Origin of the sequence: Amniculibacterium aquaticum (genome assembly GCF_003852705.1) — a bacterium.
In the GTDB taxonomy this organism is placed as follows: Bacteria; Bacteroidota; Bacteroidia; order Flavobacteriales; family Weeksellaceae; genus Amniculibacterium; species Amniculibacterium aquaticum.
Genome location: NZ_REFA01000005.1, coordinates 55,462 through 76,502, shown reverse-complemented (window position 1 = coordinate 76,502; position 21,041 = coordinate 55,462). Strand labels below are relative to the sequence as shown.

At 37.8% G+C, this 21,041-nt stretch carries 15 protein-coding genes; 6 read left to right on the top strand and 9 right to left on the bottom strand.

Features of this window, described 5'->3' with window-relative positions:
* Window positions 1-71: 71 nt before the first annotated feature.
* The 9 genes from EIY84_RS03515 to EIY84_RS03475 all read right to left on the bottom strand — a co-directional run bounded on the left by EIY84_RS03515 (window position 72) and on the right by EIY84_RS03475 (window position 9,896).
* Window positions 72-1,850: an acyl-CoA dehydrogenase family protein gene (locus EIY84_RS03515; RefSeq protein WP_124640530.1), complete on the bottom strand. Its 1,779-nt coding sequence runs from the start codon at window positions 1,848-1,850 to the stop codon at window positions 72-74.
* A 59-nt stretch (window positions 1,851-1,909) separates the two neighbouring features.
* The gene (locus EIY84_RS03510) at window positions 1,910-2,269 is read right to left on the bottom strand and encodes a four helix bundle protein (RefSeq protein ID WP_124640529.1); all 360 of its coding nucleotides are present in this window, start codon (window positions 2,267-2,269) and stop codon (window positions 1,910-1,912) included.
* 65 nt (window positions 2,270-2,334) lie between these two features.
* Window positions 2,335-3,513, bottom strand: coding sequence for an acetyl-CoA C-acyltransferase (locus tag EIY84_RS03505; protein ID WP_124640528.1), 1,179 nt, complete (start codon window positions 3,511-3,513; stop codon window positions 2,335-2,337).
* A 103-nt stretch (window positions 3,514-3,616) separates the two neighbouring features.
* The gene (gene tnpA / locus EIY84_RS03500) at window positions 3,617-4,081 is read right to left on the bottom strand and encodes an IS200/IS605 family transposase (protein ID WP_124640527.1); all 465 of its coding nucleotides are present in this window, start codon (window positions 4,079-4,081) and stop codon (window positions 3,617-3,619) included.
* Window positions 4,082-4,221: 140 nt separating this feature from the next.
* Complete coding sequence (locus EIY84_RS03495) at window positions 4,222-6,627, bottom strand: 3-hydroxyacyl-CoA dehydrogenase/enoyl-CoA hydratase family protein (protein ID WP_124640526.1); 2,406 nt, start codon at window positions 6,625-6,627, stop codon at window positions 4,222-4,224.
* A 9-nt stretch (window positions 6,628-6,636) separates the two neighbouring features.
* Entirely contained in the window at window positions 6,637-7,095 is a 459-nt protein-coding gene (locus EIY84_RS03490; protein WP_394336892.1) for a MarR family winged helix-turn-helix transcriptional regulator, read from the bottom strand.
* Window positions 7,096-7,254: 159 nt separating this feature from the next.
* Entirely contained in the window at window positions 7,255-8,181 is a 927-nt protein-coding gene (locus EIY84_RS03485) for an ABC transporter ATP-binding protein (protein ID WP_124640524.1), read from the bottom strand.
* A gap of 3 nt (window positions 8,182-8,184) precedes the next feature.
* Entirely contained in the window at window positions 8,185-9,165 is a 981-nt protein-coding gene (locus tag EIY84_RS03480) for an iron ABC transporter permease (protein ID WP_124640523.1), read from the bottom strand.
* 176 nt (window positions 9,166-9,341) lie between these two features.
* A complete protein-coding gene (locus EIY84_RS03475; protein ID WP_124640522.1) occupies window positions 9,342-9,896 on the bottom strand; it encodes a TlpA family protein disulfide reductase in 555 nt (184 codons plus the stop codon).
* Between the two features lie 108 nt (window positions 9,897-10,004).
* On the opposite strand from EIY84_RS03475, the gene EIY84_RS03470 reads away from it, so the two are divergent.
* From EIY84_RS03470 to gcvP, 6 genes are all read left to right on the top strand, one after another.
* The gene (locus tag EIY84_RS03470; RefSeq protein ID WP_124640521.1) at window positions 10,005-11,126 is read left to right on the top strand and encodes a 2Fe-2S iron-sulfur cluster-binding protein; all 1,122 of its coding nucleotides are present in this window, start codon (window positions 10,005-10,007) and stop codon (window positions 11,124-11,126) included.
* Window positions 11,127-11,156: 30 nt separating this feature from the next.
* Window positions 11,157-11,774, top strand: a complete 618-nt coding sequence (locus EIY84_RS03465; protein WP_394336891.1) for a SanA/YdcF family protein — start codon at window positions 11,157-11,159, stop codon at window positions 11,772-11,774.
* A 168-nt stretch (window positions 11,775-11,942) separates the two neighbouring features.
* Window positions 11,943-13,370 carry an adenylosuccinate lyase gene (gene purB / locus EIY84_RS03460; protein ID WP_124640520.1) on the top strand — a complete coding sequence of 476 codons (1,428 nt, stop codon included), beginning with the start codon at window positions 11,943-11,945 and terminating at the stop codon, window positions 13,368-13,370.
* 156 nt (window positions 13,371-13,526) lie between these two features.
* Complete coding sequence (locus tag EIY84_RS03455; RefSeq protein WP_124640519.1) at window positions 13,527-17,216, top strand: phosphoribosylformylglycinamidine synthase; 3,690 nt, start codon at window positions 13,527-13,529, stop codon at window positions 17,214-17,216.
* Window positions 17,217-17,303: 87 nt separating this feature from the next.
* The gene (locus EIY84_RS03450; RefSeq protein ID WP_124640518.1) at window positions 17,304-17,948 is read left to right on the top strand and encodes a J domain-containing protein; all 645 of its coding nucleotides are present in this window, start codon (window positions 17,304-17,306) and stop codon (window positions 17,946-17,948) included.
* 90 nt (window positions 17,949-18,038) lie between these two features.
* Complete coding sequence (gcvP, locus tag EIY84_RS03445; RefSeq protein ID WP_124640517.1) at window positions 18,039-20,897, top strand: aminomethyl-transferring glycine dehydrogenase; 2,859 nt, start codon at window positions 18,039-18,041, stop codon at window positions 20,895-20,897.
* Window positions 20,898-21,041 lie beyond the last annotated feature (144 nt).

Below are 21,041 nucleotides of genomic sequence, written 5' to 3'. Positions count from 1 at the left end.
TAAATGAATGGTTTTCCATCAAAAAAGCCTGCAATTTTGCAGGCTTAGAATTTATTGATGCATCGTATTTTTTAATACTGACCTTTCTCCACAAAATGTGCAGCCACTTTTTCAGTAAGCGCCACAACATTCGGGTGGTTGGTGTATTTGGTAAATCTTCTCAAAGCAGAAAGCATCATTCTTTGTTCGTCGCCCTCAGCAAATGAAATGATCCCTTCTTTGGCCGAAACTATAATTTTTTCCACTGCTTTGTACAGGTTCAACTGAGCCATTGATGCTTCTACAGAGTCTGCAGCAAAATGCTTTTCAGCTCTCAATATTGCCGATTCTGCCATGTAGATTTGGTTCAGAATTTCGGAAGCGTTTAGCAATAGATGTTGTTGCTTCTCGATGTCCATCATGTATTTTTGAAGCGCAGCTCCGGAAACCATCAAGAACACTTTTTTCAAATTGGCGATGATGGCTTTTTCCTCACTCATATAAGCCGAATAATCCGGTACTTCGAATGAAGGGATGCCCATCAATTCTTTAGAAATGGCCATTGCCGGAGTCAATAGATCCAACTGACCTTTCATGGCTCTTTTAATCAACATTCCAACAGCTAACAAACGGTTGATTTCGTTGGTTCCTTCGTAGATTCTACCAATTCTGGCATCTCTCCAAGCAGATTCAATAGGCGTATCTTCTGAAAAGCCCATTCCACCAAAAATTTGAATGCCTTCATCGGCTGTGTTTTGGGTAAGATCGGATACGAAAACTTTTAGGATAGAACATTCTACAGCAAATTCTTCCACACCTTTCAGTTCGGCTTCTTGATGGTTCATTCCACCAGCAACCAATTCGTCTATTTTATTCTGAATGTCTTTTGCAGCTCTGTAAGTTCCGGCTTCTGAAACAAAAACTCCGGTCGCCATTTCTGCAATTTTCTTGCGGATCGCACCAAATGTTGAGATGGCAACACCAAATTGTTTTCTTTCGTTGGCGTATTTTATAGAATGTCCCAGGATTCTTCTTTGTCCGTCCAGGTTGGCAGCTGCCAATTTTATTCTACCCACATTCAGGGCGTTCAAGGCGATTTTGAAACCATTGTTTCTTTCGCCCAACATATTTTCCACTGGAACTTTCATGTTGTTGAAGAAAACCTGTCTTGTAGAGGAAGAGCGGATTCCCAATTTGTGTTCTTCTTCACCCAAAGTCAAAGAGTTTGGATCTTCAAGTTCGCTTCTGTTGATGACAAAACCGGTAATGTTTTTATCGTCGTCAATTTTAGCAAATAAGGTAAAAGTATCTGCAAAACCAGCATTTGAAATCCACATTTTTTGTCCGTTGATGATGTAGTGTTTGCCATCGTCAGAAAGTACGGCCTTGGTTTTTCCGGAGTTGGCATCAGAACCGGCATCGGGTTCTGTTAAACAGTAAGAACCAAATTTTAATCCAGCTGCTAAATCGGGAAGGTATTTTTTCTTGAGTTCTTCAGTACCGTAGAAAAGGGTAGGCAATGTACCAATCCCGGTGTGAGCTCCGAAAGCCGTTGCCAAAGAGCCGTTGCCACCAGAAAGTACATCACACGCAAGGGTGGTGGACACGAAATCCATTCCCATTCCGCCGTATTCTTCCGGTACGGTAATGCCGAGCATTCCCATTTCGCCCAGTTTTTTCATACACTCTTCTGTGAGTGCATAATCTTTTTTCTCGAATCTGTCGTGTTGCGGAATGACTTCTCTGTCGATAAATTCTTTTGCCGAATCTCTGAGCATTTTTTGCTCCTCTGTAAGTTCTTCTAAGCTGAAAATTGCTGTTGCAGGAATTTCTTTAATTAAAAATTCGCCACCGATTAAAGTATTGTTCATTGTTGTTTAATTTTAGATTTTGGATTTTGGATTTTGGATTTTGGATTTTGGATTTTGAATTATTTGTTATTAGGTTTTTGCTGAAGAGTTTTAACAATAGATGTTAATATGTTTACAATACTATTAATTTCAGATGTATAAATTTCTTCATTAAAAGTTACAATTTTAGATTTTGATAATAGTTCCAACCAGTACTGTGTTTCTCTGGCTTCTTTACTAGCAATAGACATTTTATATAAAAAATCTTTTTCTGAAAAACCAGCTGTTGCCTCTTGTACATTTGCACCGATTGAGGTTCCACTTCTTAATAACTGTTTGGATATTACATATTCATTTTGGGTTTTGCAAATCTTATATAATTCAATAATTAATAATGCAAAATCAAATGTTTTATCCTTTATTAAATTATTTTTTTGCATGATTCAATAAGAATTTTTTATTGTCTTTTTTAATAATTCAAAATTTAGAATTCAAAATTCAAAATTTATAAAAGTTCATAAATAGCTGCTGCACCTTGTCCGGTACCTACGCACATGGTAACCATGCCGTATTTGTTGTTTCTAAGTCGCATTTCGTCGAATAATTGTACCGCTAATTTAGTCCCGGTACAACCCAGTGGATGTCCAAGAGCGATGGCTCCACCGTTGACATTGGTGATTTCTGGGTTGATGCCCAACTCGTTCATTACCGCCACCGATTGGGAAGCAAAAGCTTCGTTAAGTTCAATCAGTTCAATATCTTGTAATTTCATTCCTGCTTGTTTCAAAGCTTTTGGAACGGCGGCTACGGGACCCATTCCCATAATTCTTGGTTCTACACCGGCTGCGGCATAAGTGACCAATCTGGCTTCTGGCTTTAGACCGAGTTCGTTGACCATTTCTTCGCTCATCACGATGACAAAAGCAGCACCATCACTCATCTGTGAAGAGTTTCCGGCAGTTACACTTCCGCCGTTGGCGAAAACAGGTCTTAGCTTTGCCAAACCTTCCAAAGAGGTGTCTTTTCTAGGTCCTTCGTCCACCATGAAATCAAATTTTTTGGACTGCATTTTTTGGTTTTCGTCCAAGAAATTATATTCTACAGGAAGAGCGGCAATTTGGTTGACAAACTTACCATCTGTTAATGCTTTCAACGCTTTTTGGTGAGAATGAAAAGCGAATTCGTCCTGAACTTCCCTTGAGATTTTGAATTGGTTGGCTACGGCTTCTGCAGTATAGCCCATTCCCCAATAATAATCGGGATTGGTTTTTGCCAAAGCAGCATCCGGTACGGGTTTGTAGCCTCCCATCGGGATATAGCTCATAGATTCTGTTCCTCCAGCAATGATGCAATCGGCCATTCCGGATTGTATTTTAGCAGTGGCAATGGCAATGGCTTCAGATCCTGAGGCACAATAACGGTTTACGGTAACTCCCGGAACTTTGTCGGTGTCGAGTCCCATAAGTGAGATTAATCTTGCAACATTGAGTCCTTGCTCTGCTTCGGGCATGGCGTTTCCAACGATGACATCGTCTATTCGGTCTTTGTCGAGTTGTGGGAAATCTCCCATAAGTTTTTTGATGACGGTTGCTGCCATTTCATCAGGTCTTGTAAACCTTAACGAACCTTTCGGCGCTTTGCCTACTGCGGTTCTGTATCCTTTTATGATGTATGCTGTTTTCATTGTTTGTTGGTTTAAACTTTTTTGAAATTTTTAAGCCTCGTAGAGGTTTACTGTTCGTAGATTATTGTTTTGTGATTGAGTAGAGCTCCGTAGGAGCGATCTGTTAATTTTCAATCCATTCAAATAGGTATTTAGATTCATATTCAATTTCAAATTTTTCCATAAAATCTAAATATTCTTCTCTGAATGTTTTCTTTTTATGATGTTCTTCTTGATTTAAAATATATTTTACAACAGAATCAAGACTGCTTTTAGAATAAGAAAACGCTCCATATCCTTCCTGCCAATTGAATTTACCATTAATCCATTTTTTATCATTAATAAATTTTGAAGATCCTGCTTTAATATCTCTTACCAAATCTGAAATTGAAATAGATGGACTCATACTTATCAAAAGATGAACATGATCAGGCATTGCAAATATGGCATACAATTTTTGATTTCTGTTGGAAATAATACCTGAAATAAATTTATGTAATTCTTCTCTGTTTTCTTTTGAAATCAAATTTTGTCTTCCTTTAACTGCGAAGACAATTTGAATATAAATTTTTGTATATGTATTTGCCATAAACTTTATTGGTCTTTATTAACAGGTCGCTCCTACGGAGCTTTCTTCTTGTAATTGCATATTTCTATTAACAGGTCGCTCCTACGGAGCTTCTATTTCTAAAATCTAACCTCTAACCTCTAACTTCTAATGTCTAACTTCTAGTTACGAAGCGGTTTCCCTTTTTGTAACATGAATTGTATTCTTTCCAAGGTTTTTCTTTCGGAACAGAGTTGTAAGAAGGTTTCCCTTTCAAGGTTTAATAAATATCTTTCGGAGACCAAAGTAGGTTCAGAAAGTTCGCCACCTACCATAACTCTTGCTAATTTGTCGGCAATTTTTTTATCATATTCGGAGATGAAATTACCGGCTAACATTTGGTCGGTTCCTACCAAGAACATACCGAGTGCATCTTTACCCAGAACCAGTACCTTTTCTTCGATCGGTTGGGTATAGTCTTGTTCTGCCATAAGCAATGCTACTTTTTTGGCTTCAGCAATTTGGTTGTTTTTGTTTACAACAACGAAATCTTTTCCGTGTTCAAAAATTCCCATATCGAAAGCTTCATAAGCAGAAGTAGCTACTTTTGCCATGGCGATATTCATAAAAGCATCTCTCAGACGGTTGGTTTTGACATCGTCTTTTACAAAATCTTTGGAAGTTCTGCGGATAAATTCTTTGGTACCACCACCGCCAGGGATTACGCCAACGCCAAGCTCTACCAAGCCGATATAAGTTTCGGCGGCAGCAACCACTCGGTCAGCGTGTAGCGCCATTTCGCAACCACCACCCAAAGTCATTCCGTGTGGAGCGACAACGGTTGGGATGGAAGAGTAACGAACCCTCATCATGGTATTTTGGAAATAGGCAATCGCCATGTTCAGATCGTCCCAATCTTGATCCACCGCCATCATCATGATCATGGCAAGGTTGGCACCTACGGAGAAATTAGCTCCTTGATTAGCGATCACCAAACCGTCGTATTCTTTTTCGGCAAGGTCGATCGCACGGTTGAGTCCGTCCAAAACTTCGCCACCCAAAGAATTCATTTTAGAACGGATTTCGAAATTGATGATTCCGTCGCCCAAATCCTGAATTGCAGCTCCGGAATTGGACCACAAAGTTTTATTTTTTCTGATGTTATCAAGGATGATAAAGGACTCTTTTCCTGGGATTGTAGTATAGTCTCCGGAGTTTTTGTCAAAATAAATGGATTGACCTTCGTCATTAATTTTATAGAAAGATTCTCCTTTTTCTACCAAAGCTTTTGCCCAATCGGAAATGTCGTAACCCGCTTCTTTAGCCAGTTCTGCACCTTTTGCAACGCCAACAGCATCCCAAATTTCGAATGGACCATTTTCCCAACCGAAACCGGCTTTCATGGCATCGTCAATTTTATAGATATCGTCAGATATTTCGGGTACTTTGTGCGAAACATAAGCAAACATAGCACCTAGAGAAAGTCTATAAAATTCTCCGGCTTTGTCTTTTCCACCAATCAACACTTTGAAACGATCAATAGGTTTATCGATGTTTTTTGTTAATTCTAAAGTTGGGAAATTCGCTTTTCCTTGAGTTTCGTATTCTAAAGTAGAAAGGTTGAGTTGAAGGATTTCGGATTTGCCATCATCGCCTTTAACTTTTTTGAAGAAACCTTGATTGGTTTTTGACCCCAAGAAATTATTCTTCATTAAGAAATCAATGTAAGCAGGCATTTCGAACTGATTTTTGAACAACTCTTGCTCTACACCGCTTTCTCTCACGCCGTTGGCAACATGCACCAAGGTATCTAGACCCACCACATCGGCAGTACGGAAAGTTGCAGATTTAGGACGACCGATTACAGGTCCGGTTAATTTATCCACCTCGGAAATAGAAAGTCCTAATTTTCCAATGGTATTAAAGATGTTCATGATCCCGAAAACTCCAATTCTGTTGGCAATAAATGCCGGAGTATCTTTGGCTAAAACCGTAGTTTTTCCTAAGAATTTTGCACCATATTGCATGTAGAAATCTACAATTTCCGGAAGTGTGTGCGGTGTTGGAATAATTTCTAACAGGGGTAAATATCGTACCGGATTGAAGAAGTGAGTTCCTGCAAAATAATCTTTGAAATCATCGCTTCTGCCTTCAGTAAGGAAATGGATAGGGATCCCAGAGGTGTTGGACGAAACCAAAGTACCGGGTTTTCTGTGTTGTTCAATTTTTTCATACACCGATTTTTTGATGTCCAATCTTTCGACTACGACTTCTATAATCCAATCGGTGTTTTTGATTTTAGGCATGTCGTCATCAAAATTTCCAACTTTGATGCGGTCGGCAAATTTTGGAGAATAGAGCAGGGCCGGACTGGCTTTTTTAAGTTTAGCCAAGTTTTCGGTAGCAATTCTGTTTCTTACCGCTTTATCCTCTTTGGTAATACCTTTTTTTTGTTCGGCTTCAGAGAGTTCAAACGGAACGATATCGAGCAGTAAAACTTCCACTCCGATATTGGCAAAATGGGCTGCGATACCGCTTCCCATAATTCCGGAACCCAGAACCGTAACATGTTTTATTCTTCTTTTCATTATATTATTTTATTTTTTTGAATTGAGTTCGGTTGATATTTTCATAATTTCAGTCATCACTTCTTTGAAGGTTTCAAGCTTTTCAGGAGCAATTTTTTCAACTACTTTTTTATTGAAATTCACAACGACTTCTTTGGATAAATTTCTAGATTGTAATCCTTTGTCAGTCAGTTTTATGATGACTTCTCTTTTGTCGCTGGATGTTTTTTCTTTGTAGATGTAGCCGTTGTCTTCTAAAAGTTTGATAATTCGGGTTAGAGATGTAGGTTCAATCGCCATTTTAGGGCCCAGATTGGTGCTTCTGGTGCCGTCTTTTGGGTCAATTTTTAGAAGAGTGAGGGCTTGTACCGCTGTAGCGTCGTAATCTTGAGCCAATTCGGAATACATCTTGGAAACCGAAAGCCAAGTTTGTTTCAGGATAAGGTCGATATTTTCAACTTTATCTTTATTTTTAAGATCCATAATCATTTGAGATTTGTTGTATTCCAAATATAATAATATTATGCATGCATAATACTTATAAAATGAACATTATTTTTAAACAGATGATTATCAGTTAATTAAAATATATGAAAAGCATAATACTATGCATGCATAGTATTTTGAGAAAGAAGTGTAAATGTAGTATTAATGAGTGTTTTGGATAATATCAATGATATCTTTAAAGTTTCTTGCTTTTAGTTGTGAATTTTCAATGAAAATCACCCAAACATCGTTGTTGAACTCGAATTTGATTTTTGAAAGGTCAAAATTGAAGTTTTTTTGGAGTACAGAATAGAGCATTTCTTTTTGAAGTTCGGGAGCCACAATTTGGGGTGCGGCAAAGCCCGTATCCATATTGAAAAGTGTGGGTTGGGTCAATTCTTTATGCTGAATCAGGATGTCTTCTGTAACTCCAGAATAGAAATTCCCATTTTTGATGTACCAAATTTTATCGGCAAATTCCTTTGCCAATCGCCAATCGTGTGAAGAAAATAAGATGATTTTATTTTGCTTTTTGGCAATATTTCTGAGAAGTTTTAGGATGGCCACTTTATTATTTTCATCCAAATGCGTGGTAGGTTCATCCAAAATAATGATGGGTGTATTCTGTGCTAAAGCTCGACCAATAAATGCTTTTTGTAAATTACCGTCCGAAAGTTGTCTCAATTGTAGTTTTTCATAAACATTCAAGCCTAGATTTTTTATAATATCCTCAATTTCAGTTTGATCGTCTTTATTCAATTCAAAATAATACGGATAATGAATGTATTTGCCCAAAGAAACCAAATCTTTAACGGTGTAATTCATTGGGATTTCTGATTTTGAAAAAACGATAGATATCAAATGTGCAATTTCTTTTACGGAAAGGGTTTTTATCTCTTGGCGATCCATAAGAATTTTACCGTGATTAAGAAGGGGCAATTGATTGAGGATGGACTTGATCAAAGTGGTTTTCCCAACGCCGTTATTCCCGATCAACAAACATACATCGCCCAATGCAAGCTGGGTACTGATGCCTTCGACTAAAGATTTGTTGTATCCAATTGTGGTATTTTCTATTTCCAAAAACATAATTTATCCGGCTTTGAACGATTTGGATTTTACGAGCATCATCAAAATAACAGGAATTCCAAATAGCGAGGTGATGACATTGAGAGGCAGTTTGGATACTTCGGACAAAATGGAAAATATCTGCATGATGCAGATCCCCAGAAGCATGTTCAGTATCCATTGTTGCCACAGTTTGGAAGGATTATAGATCATTCTGCAAAAATGAGGAACAATAATTCCGATGAATAAAATAGGACCCAAAAATGCCGTTATGGTGGCTGATAGTAAAGATGAAGCTAGGATGATCAGCAATTTTAAATGCTTGAGATTGACCCCCAAACTTTGCGCATATTGTGTGCCCAGGCTGTTTCCAATCAACGGTTTGATGGTTTTGAAACTTAGACCCAATCCCAAAATGATAAACAGTCCTAATATGTAAATTTGATTGGTGGAAAGGATATTGTTAGCCCCAAAACTCCACAAGATATAATTTTTCAAACTTTGGTTATCGGCATAGAGTTGTAGTATAGAAACAACAGCTCCAGATAGTGCTGAAACCAAGAAACCAAGGATGATGAGAAAGGATTTGTCAGGAAATTTTTTGGACATTCCCAACAAAACGAACATCATCATAAGAGAACCTATAATGGCAAAAAAACTGAGAAAAGAATTTTGCAAAAATTCCGGAATGACCCAATCTTGAGACAAAAAAATGTAAACAGCTACCGATAGGCTAGCCACCGATGTAATCCCCAAAACCGATGGACCGGCCAAGGGATTTTGAAAATATTCTTGCAATAGAAATCCAGAAGTTGGGATGGCAACTCCTGCAAACAGCATGGCAATCACTCTATTACTTCTTAGTTGCGCAATGGTGGATTGCTCGGAATTGCCAAAAAAATCTTCGAATTTTAAAGAAACAAAACCGGTATTCAGGTTGATGATGATGCATACAATGATGATGAACAATAAAAGTCCCGTCGTTATTTTAAAGTTTTTGGTCATTGTAGAGAAATTGTATGATATAAAAAATCAATCTTTCTAGGAGCCTGTTTAAAATTTTGTATCTAAACATCTATACAAAAAGTCAGATAAGTAAATATTAAAAATAGTCGAATTATTATTTCGATAAAATTTTAAACAGGCTCTATATTAAGAAAGATTGAAAGGTTGGTCTTGATTTATTTTAGCAAAGCTGAAATTTTAGCATCCAATTGATCTTTGGTCATGGATCCCACGGTTTCGTTGCTGGCATTCTTTTTTTTCATGAAAGTAAAAGGAATGCTTTCTCCTTGCCAAGTCTTGAAGTTTTTTGTGAAAAACTCAGGATTTAAAGAAGTTCCGTCCAACAATACAATGTTTTTGGAAAGTTGATGCTCGGCTCCAAAATCTTTCACCGAATCCCAATCGGTCTTGTCATCCAAGCTGATGAAGGTGAATTTTACAGGTTTATCTTTTAATTCAGCCATTTTATCCTTGAAATGTGGGATTTCCTTCATGCAAGGACCGCACCAAGTTGCAAAGAAATTGGTCACATAAAGGGTGTCGTTTTCCTTGGTTGCAAAGAGTTCATTTGCTTTTTCCAAACTAATTTCTACTAAAGCAGGTGCGTTATCTGGACTTGTTGTTTCGGTCGTTTCGCTTACCTGAGCGCTGTTACTTTCAGTAGAAGCACTTTCTTTTTTACATGCTACTAAAGTGATCGCAAATAAGGAGCTTAATATAATTTTCTTCATAAGAGTTGGATTTTCAATAGTTTAATATGATTTTTATTTCCAGTTTGTATAGTTATTCTCTATTTTATTTTTCTTTTTAAAAGAAAATATTTATTTTTGAGTGAAATTATGAAACCTACAACTAAGACAAAAAAATCTGTTTTCCACGGTCTAAAATTAGTTCAAAAAAAGGAACTGACCAAAAATGCATTTGCTCTGGAATTTGAAATTCCTACGAACTTAGAACAGTCGTATCGGTTTCAATCCGGGCAGTATGTGAGTGTTAAATTTCCTTTTCATGGGCAAGATTACCAAGCGGATTATTCCATTACATCGGCTCCACACGAAGGAAAATTTTCGTTGGGCATCAAAATTAATTCTCCAGAAAGTCCATCGGCTTATTTGTACAAAAATTACAAAATTGGAGATGTCCTGGAAATTTCAGAACCTGCTGGTCGTTTTACAGTGGAAACCAAACCTCACGAATTCCGAACCATTATTGGCTTTTGCATGGGGATAGGCATAACGCCCATCATCAGTCATTTCAAAAGCATTCTGTTCAATGAACCGAGAACGCGGTTGTTCTTGTTTTATGGTAATAAATCCAAATCCGAAACTGTTTTTAAGGAAGAATTGGACGACTTGGTTAAAATGCACAAGGACCGATTGGAGGTTCATTACTTTTACTCTCAAGAAAAAGTAAATTATTCACTCTATCAGGGCAGATTGGATGCTAAAAAACTTGTTTTAATCATCAACCAAATTTTGCATTTGGACGATACGGATGAAGAATCGACCATTTGGGATGCCGTGGATGAAGTGTTGATTTGTGGTAAAGGTGAGATGATAAAATCTTTGGCAAACGCCTGTTTTCATCACGGAATTCAAAAAAGAAATATTCATTTTGAATTGTTTGATTCGTTCGATTCGGATATTTATCCTCAAGAAAAAGAATTCCCTTTGATTGAAAATATAGAAGTTGATTTTACTTTAATGAACAAAAAGTATACTACAACCGTCCCGGATAATAAAAATAAATTGCTCAATTACCTGTTGTCACAGGATTTTCCTGTTCCGTATTCGTGCAAGTCCGGCATCTGTGGAAGCTGCGAATGTAAGTTAATAGAAGGGGAGGTCGAATTGTTGGAAAATGAATACCTAACCGATAAAGAAATTGAACAAGGAAAAATTTTAGCATGCATGTGCATACCGCTTACCCCAAAAATTATTCTTAATTTTGATTTAAGTTAATTTGTTTTTGATAAAAAAATCGTAGAAAGTTTGAATTCCATTCTGAAAATATTTAAATCCATCATCAATTTGGCAGAAATTACTTTTTTGCTCATGATTTTGGCCAATATCTGGGTGTATTCAGAAACCAACGGAAGGACTTACGACAGAATATCCAAAATACCACCTAGAGAAGTCGCTTTGGTACTAGGAACTTCTCCCAAAATGAGATCCGGAATCTCCAATCCCTATTTTGTTGCAAGAATGGATGCTGCAGCATTGCTGTACCATCATGGGAAAATAAAAAGCATACTGGTAAGTGGCGAGAAAAGCAAAGGCTACGACGAAACCGAAGCCATGAAAAATTACCTCATTTATCAAGAAGGGGTACCAGAGAACATCATCATCAAAGATACCAAAGGTTTTAATACGCGTTTATCCATCAACAATTGCAAGACAAAATTTCAAAAGAACAACATCATCATCGTATCACAAGGCTTTCATAATCTTAGAGCACTTTTCTATGCCAGAAGTCTAAATATGAATGCTCTTGCGTTTTCAGCACGAGATGTTTATAAAAATGAAAGCTTTTATCGCAACCAATTTCGGGAATTTTTAGCAAGGGTTTCGGCCGTATTTTATTACATCACAGGAATTGAAGTGAAATAGTTTTTCAAAGGTTGTAGTATAGTTACTCGCTATTTTTTTAAGAAATTGAAGCTTTTATTTCTTGTTTTTGTTTTTATTTGATTTTAATGTTTTAAAAATGCAGTGATTTTAGTTTTTCAACTAAAAAGCGTAATTTTGTGAAATCTAAAATTAAAGTAAAAGTATAAAATGAATTCCTACAAAAATCCACTTGAAGAACGCTATTCTAGTGCAGAAATGTTGTACAACTTTTCACCAGACAACAAATTTAGAAACTGGAGAAAACTTTGGATCGCTCTTGCAGAAATTGAAAAAGATCTGGGATTGGAAATTTCCGATGAACAAATTGCTCAGCTAAAAGAACAAGCCGAGAATATCGATTTCGACAAAGCTGCAGAGTACGAAAAGAAATTCCGTCACGATGTGATGGCGCATGTACACGCTTACGGAGATGTGGCACCACTAGCCAAGCCAATCATCCATTTGGGAGCTACTTCGGCATTTGTAGGAGACAATACCGACCTGATCCAGATGAGAGACGGACTGCTAATTGTGAGAAAGCAATTGGTGAATGTCATCAAAAAAATGTCCGATTTCGCCCTGAAATACAAAGATTTGCCTACTCTTGGGTTTACCCATTTCCAACCGGCACAGTTGACTACCGTTGGTAAAAGAGCAACGCTTTGGCTGCAATCTTTATTGTTGGATTTCGAAGAGTTGGAGTTTTTCTTAGAAACTTTAAGATTTAGAGGGGTAAAAGGAACTACAGGTACCGCTGCTAGCTTTTTGGAGCTTTTCAACGGTGATTATTCCAAAGTTCAACATCTGGATAAAGAACTTTCAAAAAGATTTGGCTTCGAAAAAGTTTTCGGAGTTTCTGGACAAACTTACGATAGAAAAATTGATGCAAAAGTTCAGGCTTTATTGTCGAATATTGCTCAGTCTGCCCATAAATTCACCAACGATCTTAGATTATTGGCGAACCTAAAAGAAATAGAAGAACCGTTTGAGAAAAACCAAATCGGATCTTCAGCCATGGCGTATAAAAGAAACCCAATGCGTTCCGAAAGAATTTCGGCATTGTCCAAGTTCGTTATTTCTTTGCAAAATTCATCAGCAATGGTGGCAGCCACTCAGTGGTTCGAAAGAACTTTGGACGATTCTGCCAACAAGAGATTGGCCATTCCACAAGCTTTCTTGGCTGTAGATGCCATTTTGTTGATCTGGAACAACATCCTGAGCGGAATTGTGGTTTACGAAAACAGAATCCACAAGCACATCATGGAAGAACTTCCTTTTATGGCAACAGAATACATCATTATGGAAGAGGTGAAAGCCGGTGGCGACCGACAAGAAATACACGAAACCATCCGTGTACACTCCATGGAAGCGTCCAAACAAGTAAAAATGGAAGGAAAGGACAACGATTTGATCGAAAGAATCATGAACGACAATTCCTTGAAATTTGATAAGTCAAAATTGATGGAAGTTTTGGATCCTAAAAATTTCATTGGATTTTCGCCTATTCAGACCCAGCAGTTTGTGGAAAACGAAATCCAACCCATTTTACAGAAATATGCAGATTTAATCGGACTAGAAACAGACCTGAAAGTATAAAATAGTATGCAGTCTTTTGGGCTGCATATTTTTTTAATTAAAGTATACCAATAAAGCCACGAAGTGGCGAAATCATTAGCATAGGGCGTAGTCCTATGGTAGAAATCATTAGTATAGGGCGTAGTCCTGTGTTAAAAAAAACAATAATTAGTAAAAATGAACAAAAGAATTTTTGTAGAAAAAAGAGGTCTTTTCGATGTAGAAAGTCCAAAAGTTTTGAACGAAATTAAAAGCATTTTACCGAATGTAGAATCGGTAAAAGTTTACAATATTTATGATGTCTTCGGTATGGACGATCAGGATTTTGCAAAGGTCATCAATTCTACATTTGTAGATCCTGTGGTTGATATTTTGCACGACAATAATCCTGCAACTTCTTTGCATTTTGCAACCGAATTTCTACCGGGACAGTACGATCAAAGAGCTGATTCGGCACAACAATGTATTGCGTTACTAACTGGTAATGACAAAGTTACTGTTAGAAGTGGTAAGCTGATTGAGATGACAGGGCTTACAGAAAATGAGTTGGTAGAGGTAAAAAATCTACTCATCAATAAAGTTGAATCTCAGGAGAAAAACCTTGATCGCTTGGAAATTCCAGCGGAAGAAACTCCAGATCCAATTGTGGTTTTTGACCAATTTATCTCATGGAATACCGAAGAATTAGAAAATTTCTACAATTCTTATGGTTTTGCCTTCGGTTTTGATGATTTGCAAATGATTCAGGATTATTTTAAATCCGAAAACAGAAACCCTACCGAAACCGAACTGAAAGTTTTGGATACCTATTGGAGTGATCATTGCCGACACACAACTTTCGAAACCGAACTTACAGATATTTCTTTCGAAGGTCAGTTTCAATCGACTTTACAAAATATTTTCAACGATTATTTAGAAAAAAGAAAATTCTTAGGAAGAGAAGCGAAACCAATTTCTTTGATGGATTTGGCAACCGTTTCTGCAAGATATTTCAAGAAGACAGGAAATCTTGAAAACATGGTGGTTTCAGATGAAATCAACGCATGTACCGTAGAGATAGAAGTAGAATACGATGGTAAAAAAGAACCGTGGTATTTATTATTCAAAAACGAAACCCACAATCACCCAACGGAAATTGAACCTTTCGGTGGAGCTTCCACTTGTCTAGGCGGTGCGATTAGAGATCCTTTGTCCGGGCGATCTTTCGTTTTCCAAGCGATGAGATTAACCGGTGCTGCCGATGTGTTGGAGCCTATTTCTAAAGCTTTACCAGGGAAACTTCCACAAAGAACCATTACCAAACAAGCTGCCAACGGATATTCTTCTTACGGTAACCAAATTGGTTTGGCAACAACCCATGTTTCCGAAATCTATGACGAGGGCTACAAAGCCAAAAGAATGGAGGTAGGTTTTGTTGCCGGTGCTGTACCTAAAGATTGGGTGCGAAGAGAGCAGCCCGAAGCTGGAGATGTGGTTATTGTTTTGGGAGGTGCAACCGGTAGAGACGGTGTTGGTGGAGCAACCGGAAGTTCTAAGGAACAAGATGAAACCTCTATCCATACACTTTCTACTGAAGTTCAGAAAGGAAATGCGGTAGAAGAAAGAAAAATTCAACGACTTTTCAGAAAACCAGAAGTTACGAAACTGATCAAAAAATCCAACGATTTTGGTGCAGGTGGTGTTTCGGTAGCTATTGGCGAAATTGCCGATTCTTTGGAAATTAATTTGGATGTTCTTCCTTTAAAATATGAAGGTTTGAACGGGACGGAATTGGCAATTTCTGAATCTCAAGAAAGAATGGCTGTGGTGATCGAGGCTAAAGACAAAGACCAATTCATCCAATATTGTAAAGAAGAAAATATTGTAGCGGTAGAAATTGCAAAAGTAACCGACAGTGGCAGAATGCAAATGTTCTGGAACGGTCAGAAAATTGTTGATCTAAGCAGAGAATTTTTGGATACCAGCGGTTGTAGCAAAACGCAATCTGCAAAAATAAATCATCTAGAAAAGGTAGAGCAGAAAGCTATAGAATTTAACCAAGAAAATTTCTTGGCTGCTCTTAAAGATAAAAATGTTGCTTCACAAAAAGGTTTGGTAGAAATGTTTGATTCTACCGTGGGCGGAACTACGGTTGCACTTCCTTTTGGAGGAAAATATCAGCTAACTGAGACCGAAGGTAGCGTACAAGCCATCCCGGTACTTAGAGCTAAAAATGTAGAAACGGTATCTTTTGCAAGTTGGGGATTTGATGCGGAAGTTTCTAAGCAAAACTCCATGATAGGAGCCTCTATGGCGGTTGTTGAATCGGTGGCGAAAATTGTAGCCATGGGTGGCGAGTTCAGAAATATCCGTTTGAGCTTCCAAGAATATTTTGAAAAATTAGGAAGCCAACCGGAAAAATGGGGCAAGCCTTTGGCTTCGCTTTTGGGTGCTTATGATGCTCAGATGAATTTTGGTTTGGCAGCCATCGGAGGTAAAGACTCCATGAGCGGAACTTACCAAGACATCCATGTGCCACCAACTTTAATTTCTTTTGCTTGTGCTCATGGTGAAAAGAAAACCGTGATCTCTCCAGAGTTTAAAAAAGCCGGAAATTACATCTATCATTTCCAGCATAAAACTCAGGAAAATGGGTTGCCAAATTATCAAGATTTAATTGCAATCTACGATTTTATCCATGCTCAAATTAAAGCCGGAAAAGTGGTTTCTGTAAAGACCATTAAAGAAGGCGGTGTAGCTGTTGCATTGGCTAAGATGTCTTTTGGTAACCAATTGGGTGCTTCGGTTGGTATCGATGATAAATTAGCATTAACCAAAAATATAGGAGGTTTAATAATTGAAACTACAGAAAAACTAGAAAATAATTTACTTCAACTGATTGGTGAAGTCGAAAATTCGGGAAGTCTGAAAATCAATAATTTAACTGTTGAAATCAAAAAATTGGTTGAAGTTAATTTTGGTACTTTTGAAAAATTATTTCCAACGAAAGAACCGAGAAAAATTGACATCGAATTGGATGAAAACTTGAATGGAATCGAGAAAAAATCCATCAACATCATTTCGCATAAATTAGGAAGTCCTAGAGTTTTTGCTCCGGTATTCCCGGGAACAAATTGTGAATTCGAAACCAAAAATGCGTTCAGAAAAGAAGGTGCCTTGGTAGAAAGTTTGCCTTTGGTCAACATCAATCACAATACTTTGGAAGAGTCCATCGACCGTTGGGTTTCTAAAATTAAAGAATCTCAAATCTTGGTATTTTCCGGTGGTTTCTCTGCCGGTGACGAGCCGGATGGTTCTGCAAAATTCATTGTGAATGTGTTGAAAAATGCCAAAATGAAAGATGCAGTTCATGAGTTTTTGGGTAGAGACGGAATGATTTTAGGGATCTGTAACGGTTTCCAAGCCTTGGTAAAATCCGGATTGTTGCCGTACGGCGAGATTAGAGATTTGGACGAAAACTCGCCAACTCTTGCCCACAATGCCATCGGAAGACACATCTCGCAAATGGTGAATGTGAAAGTGGTGAGCGACAATTCTCCTTGGTTGAAGGGGATGAAAGACGAAGTGTACACCATTCCGATTTCTCATGGCGAAGGTCGTTTTATGGCTTCTGAAGAGGTGCTGACCGAGCTTTACAAAAAAGGACAAATCGCTACTCAATACATTGACTTTGAAGGAAATGTTGCGCACGGAATGCCTTTCAACCCGAACAATTCACTTTTCGGAATAGAAGGAGTTACCAGCGAAAGTGGTAAAATATACGGTAGAATGGGACATCCTGAACGATTCTCTGACGGATTGTTCAAAAATATTCCATCGGCCAATTACCACAACATCTTCAAAAACGGAGTGGAGTATTTTAAATAACAATTTAACCCTGTCGGTCAGCCTATGGTCGACAGGGATTTTTTAACAAAGTTGGACCGGATCATAATCCTTTATAAATCATAAATTTTGAAAGATTATTACTATTTTCTAGGGATAAAACATACAGCAACTGAGGAGGATATACGGAAAGCATATCGGAAATTATCTTTAAAATATCATCCTGATAAAAACGATAACGATCCTTTTTTCGAAGCTCGTTTTATGGAAATTCAAGAAGCTTATGATGTGTTGAGCGATCCCGAAAAAAGAAGATTTTACGATCAAGATTTTGGACATCAACAACGAAGTAAAAGATCCAGCCAGCCTCCCTATATTCGTTCTTTTTCTTCCAGTAAAGTTCGTGCTAAGAAAGGAGATACCATTCACCTAAAATGGCAAACACACAATGCCGATGTGGTTAAAATTCTGCCTTTTGGATTGGAAAAATCCTATGGAGAACGGAGTTTTAAAATAACAGAATTCAAAGACGGACAGTTTCATGTGGTGCTTCAGGCAACCAACTCTTTACTGAATAAATCGGTGGTAAAAGGGATTAGTATTCTAGAAATGCTTCCTGGAGAAACTGAAATTGTCGAAGAAAAACAAGACTTCGAGGCCACAGATACCATGAAAAATCCTGTCAGAAAAAAAACAATGGATTTTGTGGTTTTGGTAAAAGCTTTACTTGTGATACTCATTCTGCTAATTGTGGTTAAAAACTGTTTTAGCTAAAATTTTAACTCAACAAACTGCGTTGTACAATTATGCAAAAAATTGTACTTTTACGCTTTCAATTTTTCGTATAAAATCTAATAAAAAAATATGAACACACAACAATTTGTGAACCGTCACATTTCCCTTTCACAAGCCGATACAGAGGCTATGTTGAAACGAATTGGAGTAAATTCAATCGATGAGTTAGTTAGCCAAACCATTCCTGGATCCATCCGTTTGGAAAAGGATTTGGAGATCTCGGCACCTCTATCCGAATATGAAATGCTTGCTCATTCCAAAGATTTGGCTTCACAAAATAAATTGTACGATAATTATATCGGATTTGGATATTTCGGAACTATTTTACCGGCAGCCATTCAAAGAAATATTTTTGAAAACCCAAGCTGGTACACGGCTTATACACCTTACCAAGCAGAAATAGCACAAGGTAGATTGGAGGCTCTATTGAATTTCCAAACGGTGGTTTCTAACCTTACAGGATTGCCTTTGGCTAATGCCTCTTTGCTGGACGAAAGTACGGCAGCTGCAGAAGCAATGCACATGTTCTTCAGCAACAGATCCAAAGATCAAAAAAAATCCAACGCCAATAAGTTTTTTGTTTCGGATTTGGTGTTGCCACAGACCATAGCGGTTCTTATGACAAAAGCGGATGGTTTGGACATCGACATCGTAGTAGGAGACTTCAATTCAATGGAATTGGATGCTACATTCTTCGGTGTTTTATTGCAATACCCTGGTAAAAATGGTGTTGTAGTCGATTATACTGAAATTATTAAAAAATACAAAGAATTGTCTTTGCAAGTAGCACTTGCTTGTGATCCTTTGGCTTTGGTTAAATTAAAATCTCCTGCAGATCTAGGTGCAGATTGTGCTGTTGGTACAACCCAGAAATTTGGTATCCCAATGGGTTACGGTGGACCTCACGCTGCATTCTTCACTTGTAAAGAAGATTATAAAAGAGATATTCCGGGAAGAATTATCGGGGTTTCTCAAGACATGTACGGTAGGAGAGCACTAAGAATGGCTCTACAAACCAGAGAGCAACACATCAAAAGAGAAAAAGCAACTTCTAACATTTGTACAGCCCAAGTTTTATTGGCCGTAATGGCAGGTATGTACTGTGTTTATCACGGTGCATCTGGACTACAATATATTGCAGATCAGGTTCATGCAAAAGCCAATGCGTTGAAAACTGCAGCAACGGCTTTGGGGTATGATGTGGTAGATCAAACAATTTTTGATACCGTTTCCATTAAAATGAACGAGATTGACAAGCAATTGTTAAAAGCTAAAATGGAAGAAAATGAAATCAACCTTAACTATTTCACAACCGATTTTGTAAGCATCGCTTTGGACGAAACAACTTCTGTGGCCAAATTAGAAAAATTGGTTGCTGCTTTGGCTTCGTTTAAAGATCAAGCAACAGTTGCACTTGTTCTAGAAGATAAAACAAGCATTCCAACAGAAATGTTGAGAAGAGATGCCATCCTGACCGATGATGTTTTCAAAAAATACCACACAGAAACCGAATTGATGAGATACATCAAGAGATTGGAAAGAAAAGACCTTTCTCTTACGCATTCCATGATTTCTCTTGGTTCTTGTACCATGAAGCTGAATGCTGCAGCTGAAATGTTACCGTTGTCATGGGCAGAATGGGGTGGTGTTCACCCATTTGTACCTGTAGATCAAGCAAAAGGATATCAAACGATGATTGCCGAATTGGAAAAAGATTTAGCAGAAATTACCGGTTTTGCGGGTACTTCTCTTCAACCCAATTCAGGTGCTCAAGGTGAATATGCCGGGTTAATGGTCATCAGAGAATTCCAAAAATCCAAAAATGAAGGACATAGAAATGTCGTTTTGATTCCTCAATCTGCACACGGAACCAACCCGGCTTCTGCAGTATTGGCAGGATTGAAAGTGGTGGTGGTTAAAAATCTTGAAAATGGAGAAATTGATTTTGAAGATTTGAAAGCCAAAGCAGAACAGCACAAAGACAACCTATCGTGTGTGATGATTACTTACCCATCCACTTACGGTTTCTTTGATGCCAATATCAAGGAAATTACAAAACTAATTCACGATAACGGAGGTCAAGTATATATGGATGGTGCTAACATGAATGCCCAAGTTGGATTTACAAGTCCAGGAAATATCGGAGCAGATGTTTGTCACCTTAACTTACACAAGACTTTCGCAATCCCTCACGGTGGAGGTGGACCTGGAGTTGGGCCTATCTGTGTTGCGGCACATTTGGTTCCGTTCTTGCCATCTAACCCGAACATCAAAATTGGAGAAGAAACTGCTATCGATGCGATTTCTGCAGCTCCTTACGGATCTTCTTTGGTACAAAACATCTCGTATGCGTATATCAAAATGTTGGGTACTGAAGGATTGATGAAATCTACGGCTCATGCTATTTTGAATGCCAATTATTTGAAAGAAGTATTGTCAGAACATTTCCCAATTCTTTATGCTAATGAAAACGGAAGAGTGGCTCACGAGTGTATCGTAGATTTCCGTCAGTTCAAATCAATTGGTATTGAAGTGGCAGATGTTGCGAAAAGATTGATGGATTACGGTTACCATGCACCAACAGTATCTTTCCCAGTGGCAGGTACTTTGATGATAGAACCTACTGAATCGGAAAGCAAAGCCGAAATCGATAGATTTGCTGAAGCTTTGATCAACATCAAAAAAGAAATTGATGAAGTAATAAACGGTGAAGCAGATGCTGCAAATAATGTATTGAAGAACGCACCGCATACCGAACAATTGGTTATTTCTGATGCTTGGGACAAGCCGTACAGCAGAGAAAAAGCAGCCTATCCTTTGGATTGGGTTAGAGATCACAAATTCTTTGCAACCGTTTCTAGAATCGATGAAGCCTACGGAGATAGAAACTTGGTTTGTACCTGCGAACCTATTGAAGCTTACATGTAATTTTCAATCAAATAATAATAGAAAATCCCGAGCAATCGGGATTTTTTTGTTTGTGTTTAGAAGTAATAAAAGAGGTTAAAATTTTTTAGGAATACATTTATGAATTATTGTAGAACTAATTTGTAAGTATAGAGAGGTTGTCTT